Source organism: Rhodococcus sp. H29-C3 (assembly GCF_030063405.1).
Taxonomy (GTDB): domain Bacteria; phylum Actinomycetota; class Actinomycetes; order Mycobacteriales; family Mycobacteriaceae; genus Rhodococcoides.
On record NZ_JASITC010000001.1, the window covers coordinates 74,021 to 96,539 of the forward strand.

General features: G+C 62.0%; 23 protein-coding genes. 10 read left to right on the forward strand and 13 right to left on the reverse strand.

Features of this window, described 5'->3' with window-relative positions:
• Nucleotides 1-24: 24 nt before the first annotated feature.
• The 4 genes from QMK32_RS00285 to QMK32_RS00300 all read right to left on the reverse strand — a co-directional run bounded on the left by QMK32_RS00285 (nt 25) and on the right by QMK32_RS00300 (nt 3,133).
• Nucleotides 25-1,221 (reverse strand): NAD(P)-dependent malic enzyme, encoded by a 1,197-nt coding sequence (locus tag QMK32_RS00285; protein WP_283472308.1) that lies wholly within the window; start codon nt 1,219-1,221, stop codon nt 25-27.
• A 180-nt stretch (nt 1,222-1,401) separates the two neighbouring features.
• A complete protein-coding gene (locus tag QMK32_RS00290; RefSeq protein WP_269305232.1) occupies nt 1,402-1,662 on the reverse strand; it encodes a hypothetical protein in 261 nt (86 codons plus the stop codon).
• Between the two features lie 5 nt (nt 1,663-1,667).
• Nucleotides 1,668-2,282 carry a MarC family protein gene (locus tag QMK32_RS00295; protein ID WP_269305231.1) on the reverse strand — a complete coding sequence of 205 codons (615 nt, stop codon included), beginning with the start codon at nt 2,280-2,282 and terminating at the stop codon, nt 1,668-1,670.
• Entirely contained in the window at nt 2,279-3,133 is an 855-nt protein-coding gene (locus QMK32_RS00300; RefSeq protein WP_283472309.1) for a PHP domain-containing protein, read from the reverse strand. Before QMK32_RS00300 ends, QMK32_RS00295 begins: the two co-directional genes overlap by 4 nt.
• Nucleotides 3,134-3,225: 92 nt before the next feature.
• Here QMK32_RS00300 and QMK32_RS00305 point away from each other — a divergent pair, with 92 nt between their 5' ends.
• Entirely contained in the window at nt 3,226-4,323 is a 1,098-nt protein-coding gene (locus tag QMK32_RS00305; RefSeq protein ID WP_283472310.1) for a magnesium and cobalt transport protein CorA, read from the forward strand.
• 31 nt (nt 4,324-4,354) lie between these two features.
• On the opposite strand, the gene QMK32_RS00310 is transcribed toward QMK32_RS00305, so the two are convergent.
• A complete protein-coding gene (locus tag QMK32_RS00310; RefSeq protein WP_283473127.1) occupies nt 4,355-4,942 on the reverse strand; it encodes a suppressor of fused domain protein in 588 nt (195 codons plus the stop codon).
• Nucleotides 4,943-5,020: 78 nt separating this feature from the next.
• Here QMK32_RS00310 and QMK32_RS00315 point away from each other — a divergent pair, with 78 nt between their 5' ends.
• From QMK32_RS00315 to QMK32_RS00325, 3 genes are all read left to right on the forward strand, one after another.
• Nucleotides 5,021-5,734, forward strand: a complete 714-nt coding sequence (locus QMK32_RS00315) for a metallophosphoesterase family protein (protein ID WP_283472311.1) — start codon at nt 5,021-5,023, stop codon at nt 5,732-5,734.
• The gene (locus QMK32_RS00320; RefSeq protein WP_283472314.1) at nt 5,724-6,581 is read left to right on the forward strand and encodes a chromosome partitioning protein ParB; all 858 of its coding nucleotides are present in this window, start codon (nt 5,724-5,726) and stop codon (nt 6,579-6,581) included. The genes QMK32_RS00315 and QMK32_RS00320 overlap by 11 nt, the downstream gene beginning before the upstream one ends.
• A 129-nt stretch (nt 6,582-6,710) precedes the next feature.
• Entirely contained in the window at nt 6,711-8,177 is a 1,467-nt protein-coding gene (locus QMK32_RS00325) for an MFS transporter (RefSeq protein WP_283472316.1), read from the forward strand.
• 39 nt (nt 8,178-8,216) lie between these two features.
• Here the strand turns inward: QMK32_RS00325 and QMK32_RS00330 are convergent, their stop codons facing one another.
• From QMK32_RS00330 to QMK32_RS00355, 6 genes are all read right to left on the reverse strand, one after another.
• Nucleotides 8,217-9,386 carry an ABC transporter ATP-binding protein gene (locus tag QMK32_RS00330; RefSeq protein ID WP_269305221.1) on the reverse strand — a complete coding sequence of 390 codons (1,170 nt, stop codon included), beginning with the start codon at nt 9,384-9,386 and terminating at the stop codon, nt 8,217-8,219.
• A 5-nt stretch (nt 9,387-9,391) separates the two neighbouring features.
• Complete coding sequence (locus QMK32_RS00335) at nt 9,392-10,225, reverse strand: carbohydrate ABC transporter permease (protein ID WP_269305219.1); 834 nt, start codon at nt 10,223-10,225, stop codon at nt 9,392-9,394.
• Nucleotides 10,225-11,178 carry a carbohydrate ABC transporter permease gene (locus QMK32_RS00340; protein WP_283472317.1) on the reverse strand — a complete coding sequence of 318 codons (954 nt, stop codon included), beginning with the start codon at nt 11,176-11,178 and terminating at the stop codon, nt 10,225-10,227. The genes QMK32_RS00335 and QMK32_RS00340 overlap by 1 nt, the downstream gene beginning before the upstream one ends.
• Complete coding sequence (locus QMK32_RS00345; protein WP_349307541.1) at nt 11,175-12,497, reverse strand: ABC transporter substrate-binding protein; 1,323 nt, start codon at nt 12,495-12,497, stop codon at nt 11,175-11,177. The genes QMK32_RS00340 and QMK32_RS00345 overlap by 4 nt, the downstream gene beginning before the upstream one ends.
• Nucleotides 12,498-12,681: 184 nt before the next feature.
• The gene (locus QMK32_RS00350) at nt 12,682-13,173 is read right to left on the reverse strand and encodes a YflT domain-containing protein (RefSeq protein ID WP_136171314.1); all 492 of its coding nucleotides are present in this window, start codon (nt 13,171-13,173) and stop codon (nt 12,682-12,684) included.
• Nucleotides 13,174-13,252: 79 nt separating this feature from the next.
• Nucleotides 13,253-14,218 carry an HpcH/HpaI aldolase/citrate lyase family protein gene (locus tag QMK32_RS00355; RefSeq protein WP_283473128.1) on the reverse strand — a complete coding sequence of 322 codons (966 nt, stop codon included), beginning with the start codon at nt 14,216-14,218 and terminating at the stop codon, nt 13,253-13,255.
• A gap of 59 nt (nt 14,219-14,277) precedes the next feature.
• Here QMK32_RS00355 and QMK32_RS00360 point away from each other — a divergent pair, with 59 nt between their 5' ends.
• From QMK32_RS00360 to QMK32_RS00385, 6 genes are all read left to right on the forward strand, one after another.
• Nucleotides 14,278-15,552 carry a magnesium transporter MgtE N-terminal domain-containing protein gene (locus tag QMK32_RS00360; protein WP_283472320.1) on the forward strand — a complete coding sequence of 425 codons (1,275 nt, stop codon included), beginning with the start codon at nt 14,278-14,280 and terminating at the stop codon, nt 15,550-15,552.
• The gene (locus QMK32_RS00365; protein ID WP_283472321.1) at nt 15,549-16,118 is read left to right on the forward strand and encodes a DUF1003 domain-containing protein; all 570 of its coding nucleotides are present in this window, start codon (nt 15,549-15,551) and stop codon (nt 16,116-16,118) included. The genes QMK32_RS00360 and QMK32_RS00365 overlap by 4 nt, the downstream gene beginning before the upstream one ends.
• Before the next feature lie 137 nt (nt 16,119-16,255).
• Nucleotides 16,256-17,122 (forward strand): murein transglycosylase, encoded by an 867-nt coding sequence (locus QMK32_RS00370; RefSeq protein WP_283472323.1) that lies wholly within the window; start codon nt 16,256-16,258, stop codon nt 17,120-17,122.
• Between the two features lie 26 nt (nt 17,123-17,148).
• A complete protein-coding gene (locus tag QMK32_RS00375; RefSeq protein WP_283472325.1) occupies nt 17,149-18,282 on the forward strand; it encodes an Mrp/NBP35 family ATP-binding protein in 1,134 nt (377 codons plus the stop codon).
• 48 nt (nt 18,283-18,330) lie between these two features.
• Nucleotides 18,331-19,791 (forward strand): amino acid ABC transporter substrate-binding protein/permease, encoded by a 1,461-nt coding sequence (locus tag QMK32_RS00380; RefSeq protein ID WP_283472327.1) that lies wholly within the window; start codon nt 18,331-18,333, stop codon nt 19,789-19,791.
• Nucleotides 19,788-20,561, forward strand: a complete 774-nt coding sequence (locus tag QMK32_RS00385) for an amino acid ABC transporter ATP-binding protein (protein ID WP_269305204.1) — start codon at nt 19,788-19,790, stop codon at nt 20,559-20,561. The genes QMK32_RS00380 and QMK32_RS00385 overlap by 4 nt, the downstream gene beginning before the upstream one ends.
• A gap of 36 nt (nt 20,562-20,597) precedes the next feature.
• Here QMK32_RS00385 and tatB read toward each other — a convergent pair whose 3' ends face one another.
• Nucleotides 20,598-21,044 carry a Sec-independent protein translocase protein TatB gene (gene tatB, locus QMK32_RS00390; protein ID WP_283472328.1) on the reverse strand — a complete coding sequence of 149 codons (447 nt, stop codon included), beginning with the start codon at nt 21,042-21,044 and terminating at the stop codon, nt 20,598-20,600.
• Nucleotides 21,045-21,061: 17 nt separating this feature from the next.
• The gene (locus tag QMK32_RS00395) at nt 21,062-22,519 is read right to left on the reverse strand and encodes a S1C family serine protease (protein ID WP_283472329.1); all 1,458 of its coding nucleotides are present in this window, start codon (nt 22,517-22,519) and stop codon (nt 21,062-21,064) included.

The window sequence follows — 22,519 nt, forward strand, 5'->3', positions numbered from 1 at the left end:
CCGGGGTGCTTCTTCTATTCGGTCCTACGCGACGCCCTCGGCTCGCGCTGCTGCCGCGACTGCGTCCGCAACGGCTGGGGCTACGCGAGGGTCGAGCGGGCTCGGCACGATTTTGTCCGCAGCCAGCTCGTCGCCGAGAACCGAGAGGATTGCCTCGGCAGCGGCGAGTTTCATGCCTTCGGTGATGCGGCGTGCTCCGGCGTCGAGTGCGCCTTTGAACACGCCGGGGAAGGCGAGCACATTGTTGATCTGATTCGGGAAGTCACTGCGGCCTGTCGCAACGATCGCGGCGTAGAGGCTCGCTCGTTCAGGGTGAATCTCGGGGTCCGGGTTCGACAGCGCGAACACGATCGACTTCGGTGCCATCGACGCGATGCAGGACTCGTCGATCTGTCCGGCGGAGACTCCGAGGAACACGTCGGCTCCGGCGAGCGCATCTGCAGCGCTTCCCGACAGCCGGCGAGGATTGGTGCGCGAGGCCAGGTCTGCTTTCACCGAGTTCAAGTCACTGCGATCGGCTGACACGATTCCCTTGGAATCGAGCACGACGACATCCGGAGTGCCTGCCGCCAACAGAATGTTGGCGCACGCGACGCCTGCTGCCCCGGCACCGGAGATGACGACCTTCAACCCTGCAGTGCTGCGCCCCTGGACCTTCGCTGCGCCGTTCAGGGCAGCGAGAACGACTATTGCGGTGCCGTGTTGGTCGTCGTGCATTACTGGGCAGTCGAGAGCTTCGATGACGCGCTTTTCGATTTCGAAGCAGCGCGGTGCCGAGATGTCTTCGAGATTGACTGCACCGAAGCTATGGCGCAGACGAACGATGGTGTCGACGATCTCGTCGACGTCCTGGGTGTCGATGACGATCGGGATGGAGTTCAGGCCGGCAAATTTTTTGAAGAGAGCTGCTTTGCCCTCCATGACCGGAAGCGATGCGCGGGGGCCGATGTCACCGAGTCCGAGAACAGCCGAACCGTCGGAGATGACAGCGACGAGGCGGTCGGTCCATGTGTACTGCTTGGCAAGCGCGGCATCTTCCGCGATAGCGCGACTCACCTGAGCTACCCCGGGGGTGTACGCGATGGAAAGGTCACGCTGGGTCTCGAGTGGAGATGCCAGTTCGACGGACAGCTTTCCACCGACGTGTCCGAGGAATATCTCCTCGTCGGTGATAGCGGACAGGTTTGCTGTGTTGCTGATCGGTTCGGTCACGGTGGTCACGTTAGCTCCTATGGACTCCGGTTTCGATACCGTCCAGAAATTCGAGGGAGGTGTCACCGAGCGCGCCATCGTGCGGCTGCATCTGCGGGAGAACCGATCTGCACAGTCGCTATGGCGCGGTGGCGCCGAAACTGCAGAATTCAGTGTGCCACCGCAATCCGCGGGTTGGCAACATGTCGGTCAACCCCACCACTGAGTCCAGAGCAGCACACCTGCGATGACGAAGACGGCGGTCGACGCGAGAGCCGAAGAGCCTCGACGACGATGATCGGCGAAGTGCTGCACGACGATGGCGGCGACTGCGGCCGCGATGTGGGCAACTACCGAGACTGTGCCCGGCCCCGGAAATTCACGTTGATTTCCGAGATATTGGGCGCCCACGACAAGGATGGCCATGACCACGAGCCCTGCTGCGACGGCCCCACTCAACGCTCTAAGCACACCCGTCAACCTCCTGTGATGAAGCCGCGGACGGAGTCCGCAATGAGCTGGACGGCAATTGCAGCCAGCAGTAGGCCCGCGATGCGAGCAAGCAGGGTGATGCCGCCGACACCCAGGATTCGTATCAATACCGTCGAGAATCTGAGTACTGCGAAGAACAGTATGTGAATGGTGACGATGGCGAGCGCGACGGCTGCGAGTGAACCGACCCGCCCGTCGGCTTGACTGACATAGACGATGACGGCTGCGATCGCACCCGGCCCTGCCATCAGCGGGGTGCCCAACGGGACCAGCGCGACGTTGACTTCCTCGGCCTCGGTGCCACTACCTGCACTTTTGCCGGTAAGCAGTGACAGTGCGATGAGCAGAAGCAGCAGACCGCCTGCGCCCTGAAGCGCCGGTATTCCGATGTGAAGGTAGCCAAGAATGGCCTGGCCGCCGATGGCGAAGACGGTGATGACCGTCAGCGAGACCGCGGGAGCTTGCCAGGCGGCACGATTTCGCTCTTCTTTGCTTTTGCGTCCAACCAAAGAAAGAAAGACGGGAATGGCACCGGGTGGGTCCATGATGACGAACAGAGTGATCAGAACCGTCAGGTATAAGGTGGTGTCGAAGCTCATGCAGGCAGTCCTGATGCCTGCGATACCAACCGCTCGTAGTTGTCCACGGATGTCATGTGCTGACCGAGCTTCAGGTCCTTGTTTCGACCGTGGTAGTCGGACGAGCCGGTGACGATCAGGTCGAGCTCTCCGGCGAGTTCACGGAGTATCCGAGCATCCTCGGCGTTGTGATCGGCATGGTCGACCTCGATACCCCCGAGTCCTCCGGGCTCGAGCGAAACGAGCTCACGGATTTGTGCGAGATCGAGCAGTCTTCCCCGGGTCCTGGCGCGTCCGTGCGCGAGCACGCTGACTCCTCCCGCTGCCGCGATCATCTTCACGGCCCGATCGAGTGAGGTATCGACCTTGGGGACGTAGTACTGACTCCGTGTGCTCAAGGGACCGTCGAATGCTGCCTGCACACTCGGAGCTGCGCCGGCGTCGACGAGTGCACGTGCCAGGTGGGGCCGTCCGGCCGACGGGCCGGTCCGGGCCAGAATGTCGTCCGGATCGATGCTGGGATAGTCGACGGCCAGTAGCTCGGCCATGCGCCTGATCCTCGTGCTGCGTTCTTCGCGCAATCGCGCACGTTCGAGTGCGAAGGCTCGGTTCTCGGGATCGAACAGGTAGGCCAGTAGGTGCACCGGAACCGGTTCACCGTCCTCGCCTCGCCCGGTGCAGGACATCTCCATTCCGCGCACCACGGTCAGACCGGCAGGCGCCGCCTCCAGGGCCTCGTCCCAACCCGCCGTAGTGTCGTGATCGGTCAGCGCAACGACGTCGAGACCTGCCGCGTGCGCCGCGCGAACCAACTCCGCCGGCGTATCGGTGCCGTCGGACGCGGAAGAATGAGTGTGAAGATCGATGCGCACGGGGAAAGTCTCTCAGGCGTACGATTGCGCGTCGTTCGCCGCCCAGAACAATCCACCCTCGAAGAACCCGCCCTCGACGAAGGAGTGCAGCCATGCCATCTCTACCACCACGGCCCTCGCTGCCGTCCCTCCATTCGCTGCGGCCCTCTACCCGGTCTGCGGCTCGCGCGCCGAAAGTCCCGGTGCCGACCGCGCGCGCCATCGTCGACTGCGCCGTCTACGTCGACGGCATCCGGTTGGCGGGTAAATTCACTCATTCCGCTGCCATCGCCGAGGTCCGCAGACGCGGTGACGGATTCGTCTGGGTCGGTCTGCATGCCCCCGACGAAGGCCAGATGAACAGTGTCGCCGAGTGCTACGGCCTGCACGAGTTGATGGCAGAGGACGCGGTTCACGCTCACCAGCGCCCCAAACTCGAACGATACGACGACGTTTCGTTCCTCGTTCTCCGAACGGTGAGCTACGTCGAGCACGAATTGGCGACGACGGCCAACGAGTTGGTCGAGAGCGGGGAGATCATGGTCTTCCTCGGTCGGGACTTCGTGGTGACCGTCCGGCACGGCGAACATTCAGGGCTCTCCGGCGTACGTCATCGACTGGAGCAGAATCCGGAGCACCTCGCGCTGGGGCCGACCGCAGTTCTGCACGCCGTCGCCGATCACGTCGTCGACGAGTACCTGGCGGTGACGTCTTCGATCGAACGTGACGTCGACGTCATGGAGGAGGAAGTGTTCTCCCCCGATGATCACGTTCCGATCGAGAACATCTATCTACTCAAGCGCGAGGTCGTCGAGCTGCGACGCTCGGTTACGCCACTGTCGATGCCGTTGAGCCAGTTGGTGCAGGGTGTGGACACTCCTGTTCCGAAGGCGATACGCCGGTATCTGCGCGATGTCGCGGACCATCACACGCTGGTTGCAGAGCGGGTGGCCGAGTTCGACGAGGTACTGAGTTCGCTGGTCGATGCTGCCCTGGCGCGGGTGACGATGCAGCAGAACATGGATATGCGCAAGATCTCGGCGTGGGTAGCCATCGCCGCGGTTCCGACAATGGTGGCCGGCATCTACGGCATGAACTTCGACAACATCCCTGAACTGCATTGGAAATACGGTTACTACGGCGTCATCGGAGTAGTTGCGGTCGTATGCATCAGCTTGTTCGCGACGTTCCGGCGCAACAACTGGCTCTGACCGCCGGCAAGCCGCGTCGAACTCGGTGTGACTAGAGGGTCACAGCCGACCGGGCAGGGTCGCGCACGTCGATACCTGCTTCTTTCCATGCGTCCCGAAGCGCTTCGGCGCCGCGCAGTCGTACCCATGCCGCCTCGGTACTGGTGATCGGAACCAGCTGCAGGAACTTCACCGGATCTGCAGGCTCCGGCAGCACCAGATCGTCGATCTCACTGTCTCCGAGCAACACCGCAGTGAAGGGCGCGCCCTTCCACAACGATTCGCCGATATCGAGCAGAAGGTCGGGGCGCAGAACCACCCCTTCCACCGACGGCGACGCCGCCAACTTGGCAATGTTCTGCAGGAACGAGGTGTCGATGCCGTCGAAGACCCTCGTGATGAGAATGAGTTCGGCTCGAGGACCGCGGGTCGAGTCGGCGATCATCTCACTGGGATCGGACATGGGGTATCGAGAACAGCCCAGAGTTGCAAACCTGGCGAACGCATCCTGCCGGGGCAGAAATGTCAACACTTCCAACGATTCGAGACCGAGGAAGGTGACCGAGTAGGGGCGGGGATTCTCGTCCCCGATCTGCGCGACGAGGTGTGCGCGGACCGAGGAAATGACACTGTCGCTCACAGTGCCATCCAACACCACCGCGGTCCGAACGACGCGTTCGGTGCATCGTGAAAGGTGGTTGTCGGTAGCGTCGGGCACGTGGTCTCCGTCCTAGCCGTCTCCGACGAAACTATCGAGACCCTGTGGAGCACACAGGTGCGCTCGCTCGATGTCGACCTCGTTCTCGGGGCCGGCGACCTGCCCTTCGAATATTTGGAATACCTGACGGATGCTTTGAACGCGCCGTGCGTATTCGTCCCTGGAAATCACGACGCGGACTTGACGGGCTACTCGGCCGGGCGGGTCGGATGGATGCGCGCGGGTCTGCCCAGCTCCTGGCCAGGGCCGGTAGGTGCGGTGAACGCCGACCGCACCATCGTGTCGGCGGCAGGGTTGCGCATCGCGGGTCTGGGTGGATCGATTCGCTACAACGACGGCCCGAACCAGTGGACTCAACGTCAACAGCGTTCTCGAGCCAGATCTCTCACACGCGCCGAGGCGTGGAAACGAACGATGCGCGGCGACCGCCGAGGTGTGGACGTGCTCCTGACGCACAGCCCGCCGTTCGGAGTCGGCGACGACACCGATCCCGCGCACGTCGGATTCGAGTGTCTGGACGACGTCGTCCGTTCGCTACGACCCCAGGTGCTTGTGCACGGTCACATCCATCCCCACGGGCAGACACCAGAAGACCTCGAGCTGCACGGGACCACTGTCCTCAACACGGTCGGGTACACCTTGCTCGAGATCCAACCAGGCGGCAGTGCTGCTGAGAACGCACCCACGATCGTGAGGCGGAGACATGGCACGTGACACCGGCTTTCCCACCGCCGATGCGGAGAACGACTTCACGCGGCAGCGCCGTCGCGCCGACATTGCACGATTGGTCGGGTGGCTGCGTCGACAGCCCGACGACGTCAACACCATCCTGCCGTTCGACGAGGTCGTCGCCGCTCTCGGCAAGGTGGGTGAGCGCCAGCTCGGCTTGCAGGTCATCCGGGTCGACTCCATCGTCGGAAGCGTCGACCGTACACGCGACTTCGATCGATTCTTCCGACCGACCTCGGCACGAATTCGAGAGCGGTGGCAACGCCTCGCCGCCGCCCAACGACGGGGCGAGTCCATGCCGCCGATCCAGGTGTATCGCATCGGCTCGATGCATTTCGTACTCGACGGCCACCATCGGGTGTCCATCGCTTTCGCCATGCACCGAACCACGATCGACGCTCTGGTCACCGAGATCATCACGCGCATCTCCCCCGAGGGCATCACCAGACGCGGTGATCTGCTCATCAAGGATCACCGACGCATCTTCCTCACCCGCGTGCCGTTGGTCGGCAAAGCCCGCGACGCGGTGCAGGTCACCGATCCGTTCGAGTACGCGGAACTGAGCGAATGCGTCGAAGCCTGGGGTTTCCGGCTGATCCAGGAGTTATGCGAATTCGTCGATCGCCCAACCGTTGCCCGACGCTGGTTCGGCGAAGAGTATCTCCCCGTCGTGAGGATGGTGCGCGCCGCCGACATCCTGGAAGGCAAAACTGACGCCGAGGCGTACCTGTGGATGATCCGCGAACGGTATCGCCTGGTGCGCGAACATATCTGGAACGACGAGATCGTCTCCGAACTCCGCGAGCGGGCGCGAGTCACACAACGTTCGTGAACACCGCGTCGTAGTCGCGAGAGGTATGCGCGCCTTCCCCCTACACAGAAACTCTGATAAGCATTTAGGTGCACACATCAAGTTTTTTATGTCTCTTTGCTCCATCGAAATGTAACGGGGTTCTTCCGCATGTCATCCGCGGTTCGCACGGAAGATCTACGACCAGGAGTTCTACTGCTGCCGGGTCTGTGCTTCGTGGTGATGACGGTTGCCGTCCTGCAGACGATGGTCATCCCGATCGTCGGAACGATAGGGATGCAACTTCACGTCAGCCCTACCGCTGCCGGGTGGGTCATCACAGCCAATCTCCTCGCCGCCGTCGTCGCGACCCCCGTCATCGGCAGATTGGCAGACCTGCACGGCAAACGCCCCGTGCTCATCGGCGTTCTGCTGCTCGTGCTCGCAGGTTCCCTCATCGCCGCGAGTACTCACTCCCTTGCACTTCTGATCTTCGGGCGTGTTCTTCAGGGTGTGTCGTACGCGCTGTTTCCAATCGCGCTGGCAATCCTTCGCGACGAAATGCCGCACAGAAAACTGGTCGGCTCGATGGCCATTCTTTCCGGCACTCTCGGCGTCGGCGGCGGGTTCGGGCTCGTTCTGACGGGTTTGCTGACTGCGGACGGCGCCGACTATCACCGTGTCTTCTGGCTGACCTCAGTGTTCGTCCTCGGGGCTCTCGTGATCGCGTGGTTCGCCGTTCCAGCGCGAGCACGCAGTGGCCGCGGCTCGGTGGACTGGTGGGGCGCAGTCCTTCTCTCCATAGCGCTGGTCCTGCTTTTCCTCGCGTTGACGCAGGGCAGGGAATGGGGATGGGGCTCGGTCACCACTCTTGCCTGCTCGATCATCGGAGCCATCACGCTCGCACTGTGGTGGATATTCGAGAACAAGACGCCGGCTCCCCTCGTGGCACCGCGTCTGCTCACGCACGGACCGCTGCTGGCGACGAATATCGCAACGCTCTTCGTCGGTATCGGTATGTTCGTCAACTTCCTTGCCAGCTCGTACTTCGTGCAGACACCTCGTGAACTAGCCGGTTACGGCTTCAGCGCAACCGTGCTCGGGGCCAGCGTCGTATACCTGCTGCCCGGAGCTGTCGTCGGCGTCATTGCCGCAACCTGCAGCGGGGCATTCATCCGACGCTTCGGTGCACGACCGGTACTGATCACGAGCGGTGGAATCGGAGTCTTCGGGTTCGTGTTGTTCGTCTTCTTCCACACCGTCACCTGGCAGGTCATTCTCGCGACATCGATCGTCAGCGTCTTTGTCAGCCTCGCATTCGCTGCTATACCGAACCTGCTGATGGCCGAGGTCTCCGCCTCGGACACCGGAGTGGCGAACAGCGTCAACTCGATCGTTCGAACCGTCGGAACATCCATTGCGAGTGCACTTCTCACCACCATGCTGGCCACCTACACCATTGCAGGAACCTCGATTCCACGCGAAACGGTGTACACCTTTGCATTCGTCGCCGGAGCGATCGCGTGCACCATCGTGGCCTTGGCTGCGACCGCAATACGAGTGCAACCCTCTATCTCCGTAACCGTGACCGAGGTTGCGCGCGACAGCGAAGTCGCGCAGGTGCGCGGAAACCCGTAGTCAGCAGTCGATTTCCGCATACCTGCGCGCCGAAGCCACTTACAGGGTCAGGTTTGCACCAGACGAATGGTCGAACACGGACACCTTGGCAGGATCGAACCACAACTCGATCTGGCCACCCTCGGCTGCCTTGGATTCGGCTGCCAACCGTGCAACGACTTGCGCACCTCCGAGATTGCCGATGCCCGCATCGGCAGCCAATTCCTGTAGTTCGGCGGACTCGACCTGAGCACCTGCGAGCGTGAAGTACACGTACTTGTCACTGCCCATCGACTCGAGTACGTCGACTTTCGCAGTGAACACCGCGCCGCTGATCTTCTGGTACCCGTCGATCAGTGCAGCATCCTCGAAATGTTCGGGGCGAATGCCGACAACGACTTCACGCCCCGGATTCTTCGACTTGATCGAGTTCATTCGGTCCAGTGGAAGCTCGATGTCGCCGAGGTCGGTGGACACGCCGTTCGCGGTGAGCTGTCCCGGCACGAAGTTCATCGAAGGAGATCCGATGAAGCCGCCCACGAACAGGTTCTTGGGCTTGTCGTAGAGCTCCTGCGGTGAGCCGATCTGCTGCACGCGTCCACCACGCAACACCACGACCCGATCGCCGAGCGTCATGGCCTCGGTCTGATCGTGCGTCACGTATACCGTGGTGGTGCCCAGACGCTTCTGCAGCCTGGAGATCTCCGCACGCGTCTGCACGCGCAGCTTGGCGTCGAGGTTCGACAACGGCTCATCCATCAGAAATGCCTTGGGAGTGCGAACGATGGCGCGCCCCATGGCAACTCGCTGGCGCTGGCCACCGGAGAGATTCGCCGGCCGACGATCGAGGTGCTGGGTCAGATCGAGGATCTTCGCAGCCTCTTCCACCTTCTCGTTGATCTCGTTCTTGCTGAGCTTGGCGAGAGTCAACGGGAACGCGATGTTCTGTCGAACCGTCATATGCGGGTACAACGCGTAGGACTGGAACACCATCGCGATATCGCGATCCTTCGGAGCCTTCTCGTTGACGCGCTCCCCCGCGATGCGCAGCTCACCGGACGAGATGTCCTCGAGGCCCGCGATCATGTTGAGCGTCGTGGACTTTCCACACCCCGACGGCCCGACGAGAATGATGAACTCGCCGTCCGCGATGGTCATGGACACGTCGCTGACAGCAGCGGCACCGTCCGGGAAGAGCTTGGTGATGTTTTCGAGAACAATTTCGGACATGACGGTTATCCCTTCACTGCGCCGGACGTCAAGCCCGCCACGATGCGTCGTTGGAAAAAGAGCACGAAAACGATGATCGGAATGGTGATGACCACTGCTGCTGCTGCGATCGATCCGGTGGGCTCCTCGAACTGCGAGCTTCCGGTGAACTGTGCAATCGCGGCGGGCGCGGTGATGGACCGCTCGGTCGCGGTCAACGAGATGGCCAACAGCAGGTCGTTCCAAGCGAAGATGAACACCAAGATGGCGGCCGTCACGATGCCGGGAGCAGCCAGCGGAGCGATGACCTTACGGAAAGCCTGTGCTGGAGTGGCACCATCCATCTTCGCCGCTTTCTCCAGCTCCCAAGGAATCTCCCGGAAGAACGCGGAGAGAGTGTAGATCGCCAGCGGCAACGCGAACGTGGTGTACGGAATGATCAGGCCAAGCCAGGTGTCGAACAGGCCGAGAGCACGCTCGATGTCGAACAAGGGAGTGACGAGCGAGATCTGCGGGAACATGGCGATGAGCAATGCGACACCAACGAGCAACTTCTTGCCGGGAAAGTCCAACCGGGCAACGGCGTATGCCGCCATCGTGCCGATCACGACGGCGATGACCGTGGTGATCAGGCCGATTCCGATCGAGTTGATCAGAGCCGAGGTGAACTGGCTGGTCGAGAAGATTCCCTTGTAGTTGTCGAACGTGAAGGACTTCGGAATGAACGCGCCATCGGTGATCGTGGCCGTCGACTTGAACGACAAGCTGATGATCCAGGCCAACGGAACGAGCGCGTACAGCAGGACGAGGACATTGATGACCGTCCAGCCGACCTTCTTGCGAGGCGTCACTGTCGTCATTATTTATGGCCTCCGTCGTCCGAGCCCGGTGCCGAAGCCCCGAACAGCTTGATGAACACGAACGCGATGATGGCGACGCAGAAAAAGATGAGAACGCTGATCGCCGAGCCGAGTCCGAGGTTGAATGCGCCGAACAGGTTGTCGTACCCGAGAATCGACACCGAACCCGTGCCGTTGCTGCCCTTGGTCAGCACGTAGATGTTGTCGAAGATGCGGAACGCGTCCAGTGTGCGGAAGAGAACTGCGACGAGGATTGCCGGCTTCATGAGCGGAATTGTGATGCGCAGCAATCGCGTCCAGGCTCCGGCGCCATCGACCTCGGCGGCCTTGAGCAGATCGTCCGGTACGAGTGCGAGACCTGCCAGAAGCAGGAGAGCCATGAACGGCGTGGTCTTCCAGACCTCGGCGAGCACGATGATCGCCAACGACGGGAACTGTTCGGTGAGCGGTGCACTGCCGTCGGGAAGGAGGTTGGCGAGGTACCCGGTGCCCGGCGTCCACGCGTAGTACCAGCTGTACGCCGCGGCGACTGTCACGATGCCGTAAGGAATCAGGACCACGGTACGCACGAGTCCGCGGCCGAAGATGGTGCGGTGCATGACGAGTGCCACAGCCAACCCGAGGACGAACTCGATGATCACCGACACGATCGTGATTCCCGCTGTGACACCGAACGCCTGCCACCAGTAACTGTCCGAGAGCACTGTGACGTAGTTCGAGAAGCCTACGAACTCCCGGTCGTCGGGGAAAGCCAAGTTGTACTTCTGCAGGCTGAGCCAAAATGCGTAGACGATCGGATACCCGGTGACGGCCACCATGATGATCGCGGCGGGCGCGACCAGCATGAGTCCGAGTCGACGCTCGGCCTTCTTGCCGTCGGATATGTGCTTCAGCGCATCCTGCCTGGCCGGCGCGACGGGTCCGGATTCGGGCTCGGTTGTCGGTGCGCTCATGGGATCAGCCCTTCCGAGTTGACGGCCTTGGAAACGAGATCGGCGAGCTTGTCCACGTCGGCGACGGGGTCGATGTCCTGCGGTGGATTGAGCGCGTCGGTGAGCAGGATCGAAATGGACTGATATGCCGGGGAAACGGGCCGGACCGCAGAGTTCTCGATCGAGTTGAGGACGCCTTCCCACGCTGGGTAGACCGCCTGGAACTCAGGATCCTGGTACAGATTCCGCAGGACCGGCGGCACGCCGCCGTTGACTGCGTTGTTGCGCTGGTTCTCCTCGTTCGTCAAGCACGCGACGGCTTCCCAGGCCAGGTCCTCGTGCTGGGTCGTGTTCGCGACGCCGATGTTGAATCCACCGATCGTGACCTTGGCGGGGGTGTTTTCCACGACAGCTGGATACGGAGCGCTTCGGAAGACCTCGGCGATTGCTGCATCTTGTTGATCGGCAGGAACATTCGACAGATCGAGAAATGGAACCGCGCCAGCGACCGCATTCTCTTTCAGACCGGGCAGGACGAATGGGTAGTTGACCTCGAAAGCGGAGCTACCTGCTTCGAGTCCGAGTCGGGCCGTCGCTTCGTCGGTCTGGGAAATGGACGGATCCGCACCGTCCGCGGTTGCCACACGTTTCATGATTTCGAGTGCTTTTTCGGTGGCCGCGCGATGCTCAGGAGTGTCGTTGAGGGTGACAGTCGTACCGTCGTCACCGACTACCTGACCGCCCGCGCTGACGAGGAGGCTGTTGAACCACACCATCAGGCCCTCGTACTGCTTGGCTTGAACCCCGATGTACGACGGCTTGCCCTCTGCGGCATTCGTTTCGGCGACGTCGATCAGCTGATCCCACGTTTGCGGGGGTACGCCGCCTGGAACCTGGTCCGGTCGGTACCAGAGCAGCTGCGTATTCGAGTTGAGCGGAACCGCGTACAGCTGGTCCTGCCATTCTGCTGTTGCCAGGGGACCTTCGAGGGTCGACCCGTCACGCAGTTTGGCGGACAACTCCTCGGGAACCGGCAGCGCCCAACCGGCTTCGGCGAACTCCGCCGTCCAGACGACGTCGAGCGTCATCAGGTCGAGTGAACTGTCGTTGCCCGCCAACCGTCGAGCCAGCTGAAGCCGCTGATCGTTGGCGCTCTTGGGCAGTGTTCTCTGCTCCACGGTGTAGCGGCCGCCCGACGCCGCCGAACAGGCCTGCGCGGCGGCCGCGTACTGCTCGGCGCCGTCTGCGGCTGTATAAAAACTCAGCACCGGGGTGCTGCTGTCCGACGATCCACATGCCGCCAACAGCGGAGTGACGACCAGAGCAGCTGCGGCCAACACCCCTATCCTGGTTGCGTTTCTCGGCCTCGGACCACGTTGACTCGGCACTTTCCGCCTCCGTATTTTCGATTACTCGCGCAGCAGTTGCTCTGGTCTACCCTGCGCGTAAAGAAACGTAACCGAACTCACAGTCCTCGAGGCGAAATTGGGACTATTCCGTAATGTCCGACAGATAACTATCGGGTCAGATCGACAGCTTTGCGAGCATGTCCCGGGCCTTTTCGGCACTCTTGGGCTCGCACAAGACGTCGTAGCGACCGGCGACGAGCTGCATGCTCGACGCGAAGTCACGTTGACCGCGCGTTGCTGCGTACGGAATGGCGGTGGAGATGAGACCGAAGATGATGCCGCCGACGATGCCGATGGCCAAAGCACCGAAAAGGTTGCCGTTGGTGAAGATTCCGAGTACGAGACCGAGGAATACGCCCAGCCATGCGCCCGAAACGATTCCTCCGCCAATCACTTTGGCCCACGTGAGTCTGCCGAGGACTCGCTCGACCTGCATGAGGTCGACGCCGACGATTGTGACGTCTTGAACGGAGAACTCCTGATCGGAGAGGTAGTCGACAGCCTTCTGGGCCTCGGCATAGGTTGGGTAGGAGCCGATCGGCCACCCTGACGGAGGCGTCGGAAGTCCTTGGCCACCGCGGCCGGACTGCGAGAGTGGATTCGTCATGAATCCATTGTGCCTGGGAACGGGCGCAACAGATACCCGTTGTGGTGTTTCACCATGCCCTGTGCGTTGCCGGGCGTAATTACGTTGCCGGCGGCGTGAACGAGGTCGTCCGTGTCATGCCCGCAGCTCTGCCCTTCGCCGACACGACAAGCGCCATCTTTCGGCTGGCCTCGTCGATCATCTCGTCCCCCAACATGACAGCACCACGGCCTCCGCCTGCGGCCGAGGTGTGGAACTCGTAGGCGTCGAGAATCATCTCAGCCTTGTCGAAGTCCGACGGACGGGGGCTGAATATCTCGTTGGCGGCGTCGATCTGCGTCGGGTGCAGTACCCATTTTCCGTCGAAACCGAGGCCCGCAGTGCGACCCGCGGCCCGCCGGAACGCGTCGAGGTCACGAATCTGGAGGTATGGCCCGTCGATCGCCTGTAGGCCGTGCGTGCGCGCAGCCAACAGGATGGTCATCAGAATGTGGTGGTAGGCGTCGCCGGTGTCGTAGCCCTCCGGTTGTTCGCCGACGACGAGTGTGCGCATGTTGACGCTGGCCATCAGGTCTGCAGGCCCGAAGACCAGGGTTCGAACACGAGGACTCGCGGTAGCGATCGCGTCGATGTTGCGCAGGCTGGTCGCACTCTCGATCTGCGGCTCGATGTCGATCGCGCCCACCGGCAGACCCGCGAGCTTCTCGACCTGCGTCAACAACAAATCGAGCGCCTGGACGTGCGAGGCGGTCTCGACCTTGGGGAGCAGGATCGCATCCAAGTTGGCACCTGCACCGGAGACGACCTCAATCACATCACCGTGCGTCCACGGAGTCGTCCAATCGTTGACGCGGACGACCTTGATCTGTTCGCCCCAGCCGTCGGAGTTGAGCGCCTCCACTATCCGTCCACGTGCTTCGACCTTCGCGATCGCGGCGACCGCATCCTCGAGGTCGAGAAAGATCGCGTCCGCGGGAAGCGTCTTGGCTTTCTCGATCATCTTCGCAGAACTGCCGGGAACGGCAAGAACCGATCGACGCGGACGGTCTCGCTCCACCGAAGTCACGTTCACGCCACCCCTGTCTGATTCTCTGAAATATCCGTTGACGCTCTAACCTTGACATCATGGCAGCTCTGAGCAAGGTATTTGCGGCCAGGCTGGCGGGCCTGGTGGTTCTCGGTCCCGATGGTGAGTCGATCGGCCGTGTGCGCGACCTGGTCATCACTATGCGCGTCGGACGCGCCCAACCGCGCGTGCTGGGCGTCGTGGTCGAACTTTCAACGCGCCGAAGAATTTTCGTGCCGATGCTTCGGGTCACGAGTATCGAGCCGAACTCCGTGCAACTCAACACCGGCAACGTGAGTCTGCGTCGATTCACCCAGCGCGCGAACGAGATCCTGGTCTTCGCGCAGATCCTCGATTCCAAGGTCCGCGTCGACGACCCAGAACTCGAAGAGATGCACGATGTCGACTCGATCGTGGTGGATCTCGGGATCGAACTGACTCGGACCCGTGATTGGCTCGTCGCTCGTGTCGCAGTGCGTCGCCAGCGTCAACGGCTTGCTCGACGCGGCGCGATCCACGTTGTCGATTGGCAGCACGTTCAGGGTTTGACGCAGAACGAGCTGTCGTTGCCCGGTCAGGGCGTCGCGCAACTTCTGATGCAGTTCGAGGACCTACGTGCCGCCGACGTGGCGCACGCGATGCGCGAACTCCCCGTCAAGAGACGTATGGAAGTTGCGATGGCGCTGGATGACGAACGCTTGGCCGACATCGTCCAGGAGTTACCCGATGACGATCAGGTGGAGTTGATGCATTACCTGGGCGTCGACCGTGGGGTGGACGTGCTCGAAGCGATGGACCCCGACGACGCCGCCGACCTCCTGGGTGAGCTACCCAAGACCGAAGCGGAATCACTACTGCGCCTGATGGACCCGGAGGACTCGGCACCGGTTCGCCGTTTGCTCGCGCACTCTCCCGATACGGCCGGTGGAATGATGACACCCCAGCCGGTCATCCTGACTGCGTCGACGACCGTCGCCGAAGCACTCGCACGGGCGCGCAATCCGGATCTGACTCCGGCATTGGCTTCGTTGGTTTTCGTCGTTCGACCGCCGACCGCGACGCCTACGGGGGCGTATCTCGGATGCGTTCACTTACAGCAATTGCTGCGTGAGCCACCCGCAAGCTTGATCGGTGGTGTGCTCGACAGTGCACTCCCCCGTCTCTCCACCGACGACAGTTTGACGACCGTCACGCGGTATTTCGCGACATACAACCTGGTCTGCGGCCCGGTAGTCGACGATGAGGACCATTTGGTAGGCGCGGTAACAGTGGACGACCTTCTCGATCACCTGTTACCGGAGGATTGGCGAGAGCAAGAGGTGGCCGGCCGATGAAGGAAACAGCCCGCCAACGGATGGACACCCCACGCGGGACCAAGCTGTTCAATTTCCACCTCGACGTCGACGTGGGCAGATCCGGTGAAAAGGCTGCACGATTCCTCGGCACCGGTCGCTACCTCATCATTCAGACGGCCATCGTCATCGTCTGGATCTTTCTCAACGTCGTTGCGGTCAATCTGCGCTGGGATCCATACCCGTTCATCCTGCTCAACCTCGCGTTCTCCACTCAGGCTGCGTATGCGGCGCCGCTGATCCTGCTTGCGCAGAACCGCCAGGACGACCGCGACCGGGTGTCGCTGGAGGAAGATCGAGCACGAGCACAGCAGACCAAAGCGGACACCGAGTTCCTCGCCCGCGAACTCGCGTCACTGCGCATCGCCGTCGGCGAGGTTGCCACCCGCGACTACCTGCGCCGCGAACTCGACGAGATCAGGGAACTTCTCGAACAGTTGAACGGCGTTACGCCGACGCCGGTGAAGAAGTCCAGAAAGAAAGCTTCACGTCCGGCGCCGAAAGGTGACACTGAGGCTTGGGGAACAGGCGCGGATCACATCGAATAACGTTTCGGCGGCGGCTTGACCTCGCACGACACGCTCTATAACGGCGCGATAACGAAATCATCTCGAATCGGGTACCCTCGACTCCGGAATTCAAACGGAAAGCCTCGAAACAACGGGGCGACGAGGAGGTACCAGGCGTGGGACGTCACAGAAGAGCATCGAACTCCACTATGCGACGGAATTCGGTGATCGCTCTGACCGGCCTTGTCCCCGCAGGTCTCATCACCGCGGCCAGCAGCGCAGGAGCAGCCGAGTACCTCCCGTTCATGGCATCGGAGTCGACGACAGAGCAGTCGGAGCCCGTAATCGAGACTCCACGACCCCTCGCATCGGAGACCGATGCCCAGCCCGTCGCCGTAGCCGAGGCGCCGGTCGCACTGGCCGTAGCCCTACCCGCCCCGCAACCGGCGGTTGCGCCGACGCCCGAGCTACCCACGTCTCTGATGGCCAGCCCGATCGCCATCCCCACGGTCAACGTGGCGGCATACAAGAACGCCGAGCAGATCCTGACCGCCGAGCTCCCGGGCTGCGGTATCAGCTGGACCGTCATAGCCGGCATCGGCCGCGTCGAGTCGACGCATGCGAACAACGGCAAAGCAGATGACGCGGGCGAATTGTTCGAACCGATCCTCGGCCCCCGATTGGACGGCTCGCTCGCCGGAAACAACGTCATCGCCGACACCGACGGGGGCGCCCTCGACGGCGACCCACATTTCGATCGCGCCGTCGGACCGATGCAGTTCCTACCGGAGACCTGGAATCACTACCACGCCGACGGTAACGGCGACGGCATCTCCGACCCCCAGAACCTCTACGACGCAGCTCTCGCCACCGGTAAGTACCTCTGCGACGGTGGACTGGACCTGCGTGATCTCGGCCAGACGACCAAGGCAATTCTGCGGTACAACAATTCGATGGCATACGTCGCCAATGTGCTCGCCTGGTCCACCGGTTACGCAACGGGAATCGTCCCGACCTCGGACGAGCTCCCCCGCATCCACTAGCGGCGGGGCCCCGATAGCATGGGGTCATGGCAGTCCTTACGGAATCCGACGTTCGAACAGCACTTTCGAAGGTCATCGATCCGGAAATTCACAAACCGATCACCGATCTCGGCATGGTCAAGAGCGTCACGATCGGCGACGGCGGTGCAGTCGAGGTGGGCATCTACCTCACCACCGCCGGATGCCCGATGAAGGGCGAGATCAGCGAGAGCGTCAAGAAAGCCGTCGCCGACGTCCCGGGAGTCGGCATCATCAACGTCGAACTCGATGTGATGAACGACGAGCAGCGCACCGAACTCCGCAGATCCCTTCGAGGCGATTCCGCCGAACCCCTCATTCCGTTCGCCCAGCCTGGGTCGCTGACTCGTGTGTACGCCGTCGCGTCGGGCAAGGGTGGGGTCGGAAAGTCTTCCGTCACGGTCAACCTCGCCGCATCGTTGGCAGCCCGCGGCCTCTCGGTGGGTGTGCTCGACGCCGACATCTATGGTCACTCGGTTCCTCGGATGTTCGGCAACGATGCCAAGCCGACCCAGGTCGAGAAGATGATCATGCCGCCGCAGGCTTACGGCGTAAAGTTCATTTCCATCGCCCAGTTCACCCAGGGCAACACCCCCGTCGTATGGCGCGGTCCCATGTTGCACCGAGCCTTGCAGCAGTTCCTCGCGGACGTGTTCTGGGGAGATCTCGACGTCCTTCTTCTAGACCTTCCACCCGGCACCGGCGACATCGCGATCTCGGTGGCGCAATTGGTTCCCAGCGCGGAGATCCTCGTCGTCACCACACCGCAGCAGGCAGCAGCGGAGGTAGCCGAGCGCGCAGGAGCCATCGCACTGCAGACCCGCCAACGTATTGCCGGAGTCGTGGAGAACATGTCCTGGCTCGAGCTGCCCGACGGCACTCGCATGGACATCTTCGGATCGGGCGGCGGACAGGACGTATCCGAACGCTTGACCAAAGCTGTCGGCGCCACTGTTCCTCTGCTGGGCCAGATTCCGCTCGACACCGCGGTACGAGAAGGCGGTGACAACGGGATTCCCATCGTGCTGGGTCACCCCGAGACTCCGGCCGCGAAGGCACTCGAGGTCGTAGCGGCGAAGCTTGCCGTGCGTGAGCGGGGACTGGTCGGCATGTCGCTGAGCATCGATACAACCCGCCGGTAACCGCGAAACACTTGCCACTCGGACACAATCCGGTAGAGAGTGACAAGCATGAAAACGCCGCAATCGAACGGCCGTGGCGCAGTGGCGCTGGCGTTCGTGCTGTTCTCCGTCCTCCTGGGATCAGTCCTCGCACCCGCCGTCGCCGCCGCTCAGCCGGCTCCGCCGCCGGGTCAGAACTACTCCATCGCAACCGATATCACGTTCGCTCCGTTCGAATTCCAGGACGAGAGCGGCAAACTCGTCGGGATCGACATGGATCTGCTCGCGGCGATCGCGAAGGACCAGGGATTCGGGTACGACGTCAGCCCAGTCGGTTTCGACGCCGCACTGCAGGGCGTCACCGGCGGCCAGTTCAACGGCATGATCGCCGGAATGTCGATCACGGACGCCCGCAAGGCTACCTTCGACTTCTCCGAGCCGTACTTCGATTCCGGCGTACAGATGGGTGTCCTCGACTCCAACGAGTCGGTGACGTCGTACGAGGACCTCCGCGGTAAGACCGTCGCGGTCAAGAACGGAACCGAAGGCGCCACCTTCGCCGAATCCATCAAGGAGCAGTACGGATTCAGCACTCGATACTTCGCCGATTCCTCGTCGATGTTCGACGAGGTCCGAACCGGCAACTCCGCCGCGGTATTCGAGGACTATCCGGTGCTGGCATACGGCATCAAGCAGGGCAACGGCTTCAAGACGGTCACCGAAAAAGAGCCTGGCGCCAGCTATGGTTTCGCCGTCGCTAAGGGTCAGAACGCGCAACTGTTGGAAGAATTCAACGCCGGTCTGGCGAACCTGCGCGCCAGCGGCGAATACGACCAGATCCTCGACACATATCTCAATTCCGCTGCCAGCACCGATGACAACTCGATTCTCGGCCTGATCAAGAGCACCTGGAAACTCTTGCTCGAAGGCCTCTGGCTGACGATCCTGCTGACTGCAATATCGATCGCGATCGCCCTGGTACTCGGCGCGATCTTCGGACTCTTCCGCGTATCGACGAACATCGTCCTTCGCGGTATCGGCACGACCTATGTCGATGTCTTCCGCGGCACACCGCTTCTCGTACAGGCATTCTTCATCTACTTCGGTATCCCTGCTGCACTGGACTTCCAGATGTCGGCATTCACCGCAGGCGTCATCACACTCTCACTCAACGCCGGCGCCTACATGGCCGAAATCGTGCGCGGCGGCATCCTCGCTGTCGACAAGGGCCAGATGGAAGCGTCGCGCAGCCTCGGTATCAGCTACCTGAAGTCGATGCGCAAAGTGGTGATGCCGCAGGCAGTTCGAACGATGATCCCGTCGTACATCAATCAGTTCGTGATCACGCTCAAGGACACCTCGATCCTGTCGGTCATCGGCCTCGCCGAACTGACCCAGACCGGCCGCATCATCATTGCGCGCAACTTCCAGTCCTTCAACATGTGGCTGATCATCGGCGTCATGTACTTCATCATCATCATGGCTCTCACCAAACTGTCGAACCGGATCGAGAAGAGGATCAACAAATGACCGCGGACCTGAGCAAAGCTGTGCCGGTCGAAGGCAAGCCCGGCGTCAAGATCGCCATCAAGGACCTACACAAAGCATTCGGTGACAACGAAGTGCTCAAAGGCATCGACGCCGATATCGCAAACGGTGAAGTGGTGTGCATCATCGGGCCGTCCGGATCCGGCAAGAGCACGCTGCTTCGGTGCCTCAACAAGCTCGAGGACATCACCGGAGGCCACGTCGTCGTCGATGGCGTCGACCTCACGGACAAAAAGGTGAACCTCGACGAGGTCCGGCAGAACATCGGTATGGTGTTCCAGCATTTCAATCTCTTCCCGCACATGACTGCCCTCGAGAACGTCATGCTGGCCCCCGTGCAGACCAAGAAAGAAACCAAGGTCGAGGCCAAGAAGTCCGCGCTCGAATTGCTCGAGCAGGTCGGCCTCTCCGATCGAGCGCATTACAAGCCTGCCAGCCTGTCCGGTGGGCAGAAGCAGCGCGTCGCGATTGCCCGAGCCCTGGCGATGAGCCCGTCGATCATGCTGTTCGACGAAGCGACCTCGGCCCTCGATCCCGAAATGGTCGGCGAGGTCCTGCAGGTGCTGCGCGATCTGGCGAAGGGCGGCATGACGATGGTCGTCGTGACCCATGAGATGGGGTTTGCCCGCGAAGTGTCCGACCGCATCATCTTCATGGCAGAAGGAGTCATCGTCGAAGAAGGTACGCCCGACCAACTCTTCGGAAACCCCCAAAACCCGCGGACGCAGGACTTTCTGAACAAGGTGCTCTGACCGGACGTTCGGGCGAGAGCTTAGGTGGCGTCGAACCTAGGTGGCGTCCGAATCGATCGGCGGAGTCTTACCGGCCGGAAGTTTCTTCTCCAGTGACGGCTTGCCGTCCGGCGTGGGCAGAGATCCATTCGTCGACGAGCCATTGGTCGATGAGCCGTTGGTCGATGAGGCGGCGCTCGGCTTCTTGGAATCGAAGTTGCCCGTGAAGATCGAGTCGTCGCCGTCGAGCAAGTGCTTGGTGATGACGGCGCGCGGGGTCATGCCGCGAAGCTGATTGAGGTCGGCGAGCGGCTTGCGGAGATCTTCGAAGTCCGTGCCCAGCTCGTCTTTGAGCTGCTGACTCGCGCCGTTCGCATAATCCTTGACCTGACGGATCGACTTGGTGACCCAACTGATGGCACCGGGGAGCCTGTCAGGACCAAGGATGACGAGCGCTGCTACCAGGAGCACGACGAGCTCTCCCCAGCCAATGTTGCCGAACACGTCGTCAGCCTACTTCCTCAGTCCGAAATTGGGGTGACGGTGACATCGACCAGCCGACCCGACCGGATCAGCTGCACGGGCGTCGACTCACCGATCCGACTCGATTGCACGGCGACGACCAGTTCGTCTGCGCTCGTCACATTGCGATCTCCGACCTTGGTGATCACGTCACCCTCGACGATGCCTGCTTCTTGCGCGGGCCCACCGGCACGCACGTTGGCGACTTCGGCACCAGACGTGGCGTCGTTGATGACCGAGCGCGCGTTGATGCCGATGTCCGGGTGTTGCATCTTCCCGTTGGCGATGAGTGACTGGGCGACCTTGGTGACGTCATCGATGGGGATGGCGAATCCAAGACCCACCGAACCACCGCTTTCGCTTCGGATGGCCGAATTGATCCCGATGACACGCCCTTCGGCGTCGATCAGGGGTCCCCCGGAGTTGCCAGGGTTGATCGCGGCATCGGTCTGCACGGCGTCGATGACGGCGTCGGTGTCGGTGCCTTCACCGGACAGGCGAACCGGACGATCGAGCGCGCTCACAATGCCCCGGGTGACTGTCTTGTTCAAGCCGAGAGGCGAGCCGACCGCTACGACGTCTTCGCCGACCTGAACGTCTGCAGAATTTCCCAACTGTGCCACCGTCAGATTTCCGACGTCGGTTTTCAGCACGGCCAGATCCGTTTTGGTGTCGCGGCCGACGATCTTCGCCGGCACCTTGGTGCCGTCGGAAAAGGTCACTTGCAGCGTCGCACGATCCGGGTTGGTGGCTGCCATCGAGATGACGTGGTTGTTGGTCACGATGTATCCGGCTCCGTCGATGACGACACCGGATCCGGTACCTGCGTTCTCGCCGAGGGTCACCTGAATCGAGACGACGGCAGGCAGGACTGCGTCGGCCACCTTGGCGACCTGTCCCTGCGGGAGGTCTTCGCCACTCGATTGAGTCAGGTTGACCTTCTGACTCGTCAATGCGCCTGTCACCTCGGCAGTCTCACGGCCCACCAGCCCGCCGACGAGACCGATTGCCAGGGCGATTGCCCCGAGCACCACGAGAGTCTTGGGTGCGACGCGTTCTCCGAAGAGCACCTCCCGTACACCGAGCTTGGGGCCGTCGGGCGCAACCGCAGGTTCAGGTGTCGGTTCGGCGGCGTTACCCAGCCGCACCGAGGAGTTCGGGTCACGCCACGGATCCTCGGGCTCGGGCTCGGATACCGCGTCGATAGATGTTCGGTCCGGGTCGCGTTGCAAGGACTCGTCCGCGTCCGCCGGACGACCGAACGCCTCTGCGAGAACCGGGTCGGGTGTGCGCACCGCAATTCGGGGAGAAAGCTCTGCCCGTCGACTTTCAGGTGTGAACGACCCCTCGTGGCCCCTGGGGCGTCCGAACGCCGCAGCCGACGCCGGATCCACCTCGGGCCGGTAGAGCGGCCTTGGAGGCAGTCTGGGTGCCTCGGGATCTGTATGGGTGCTCAC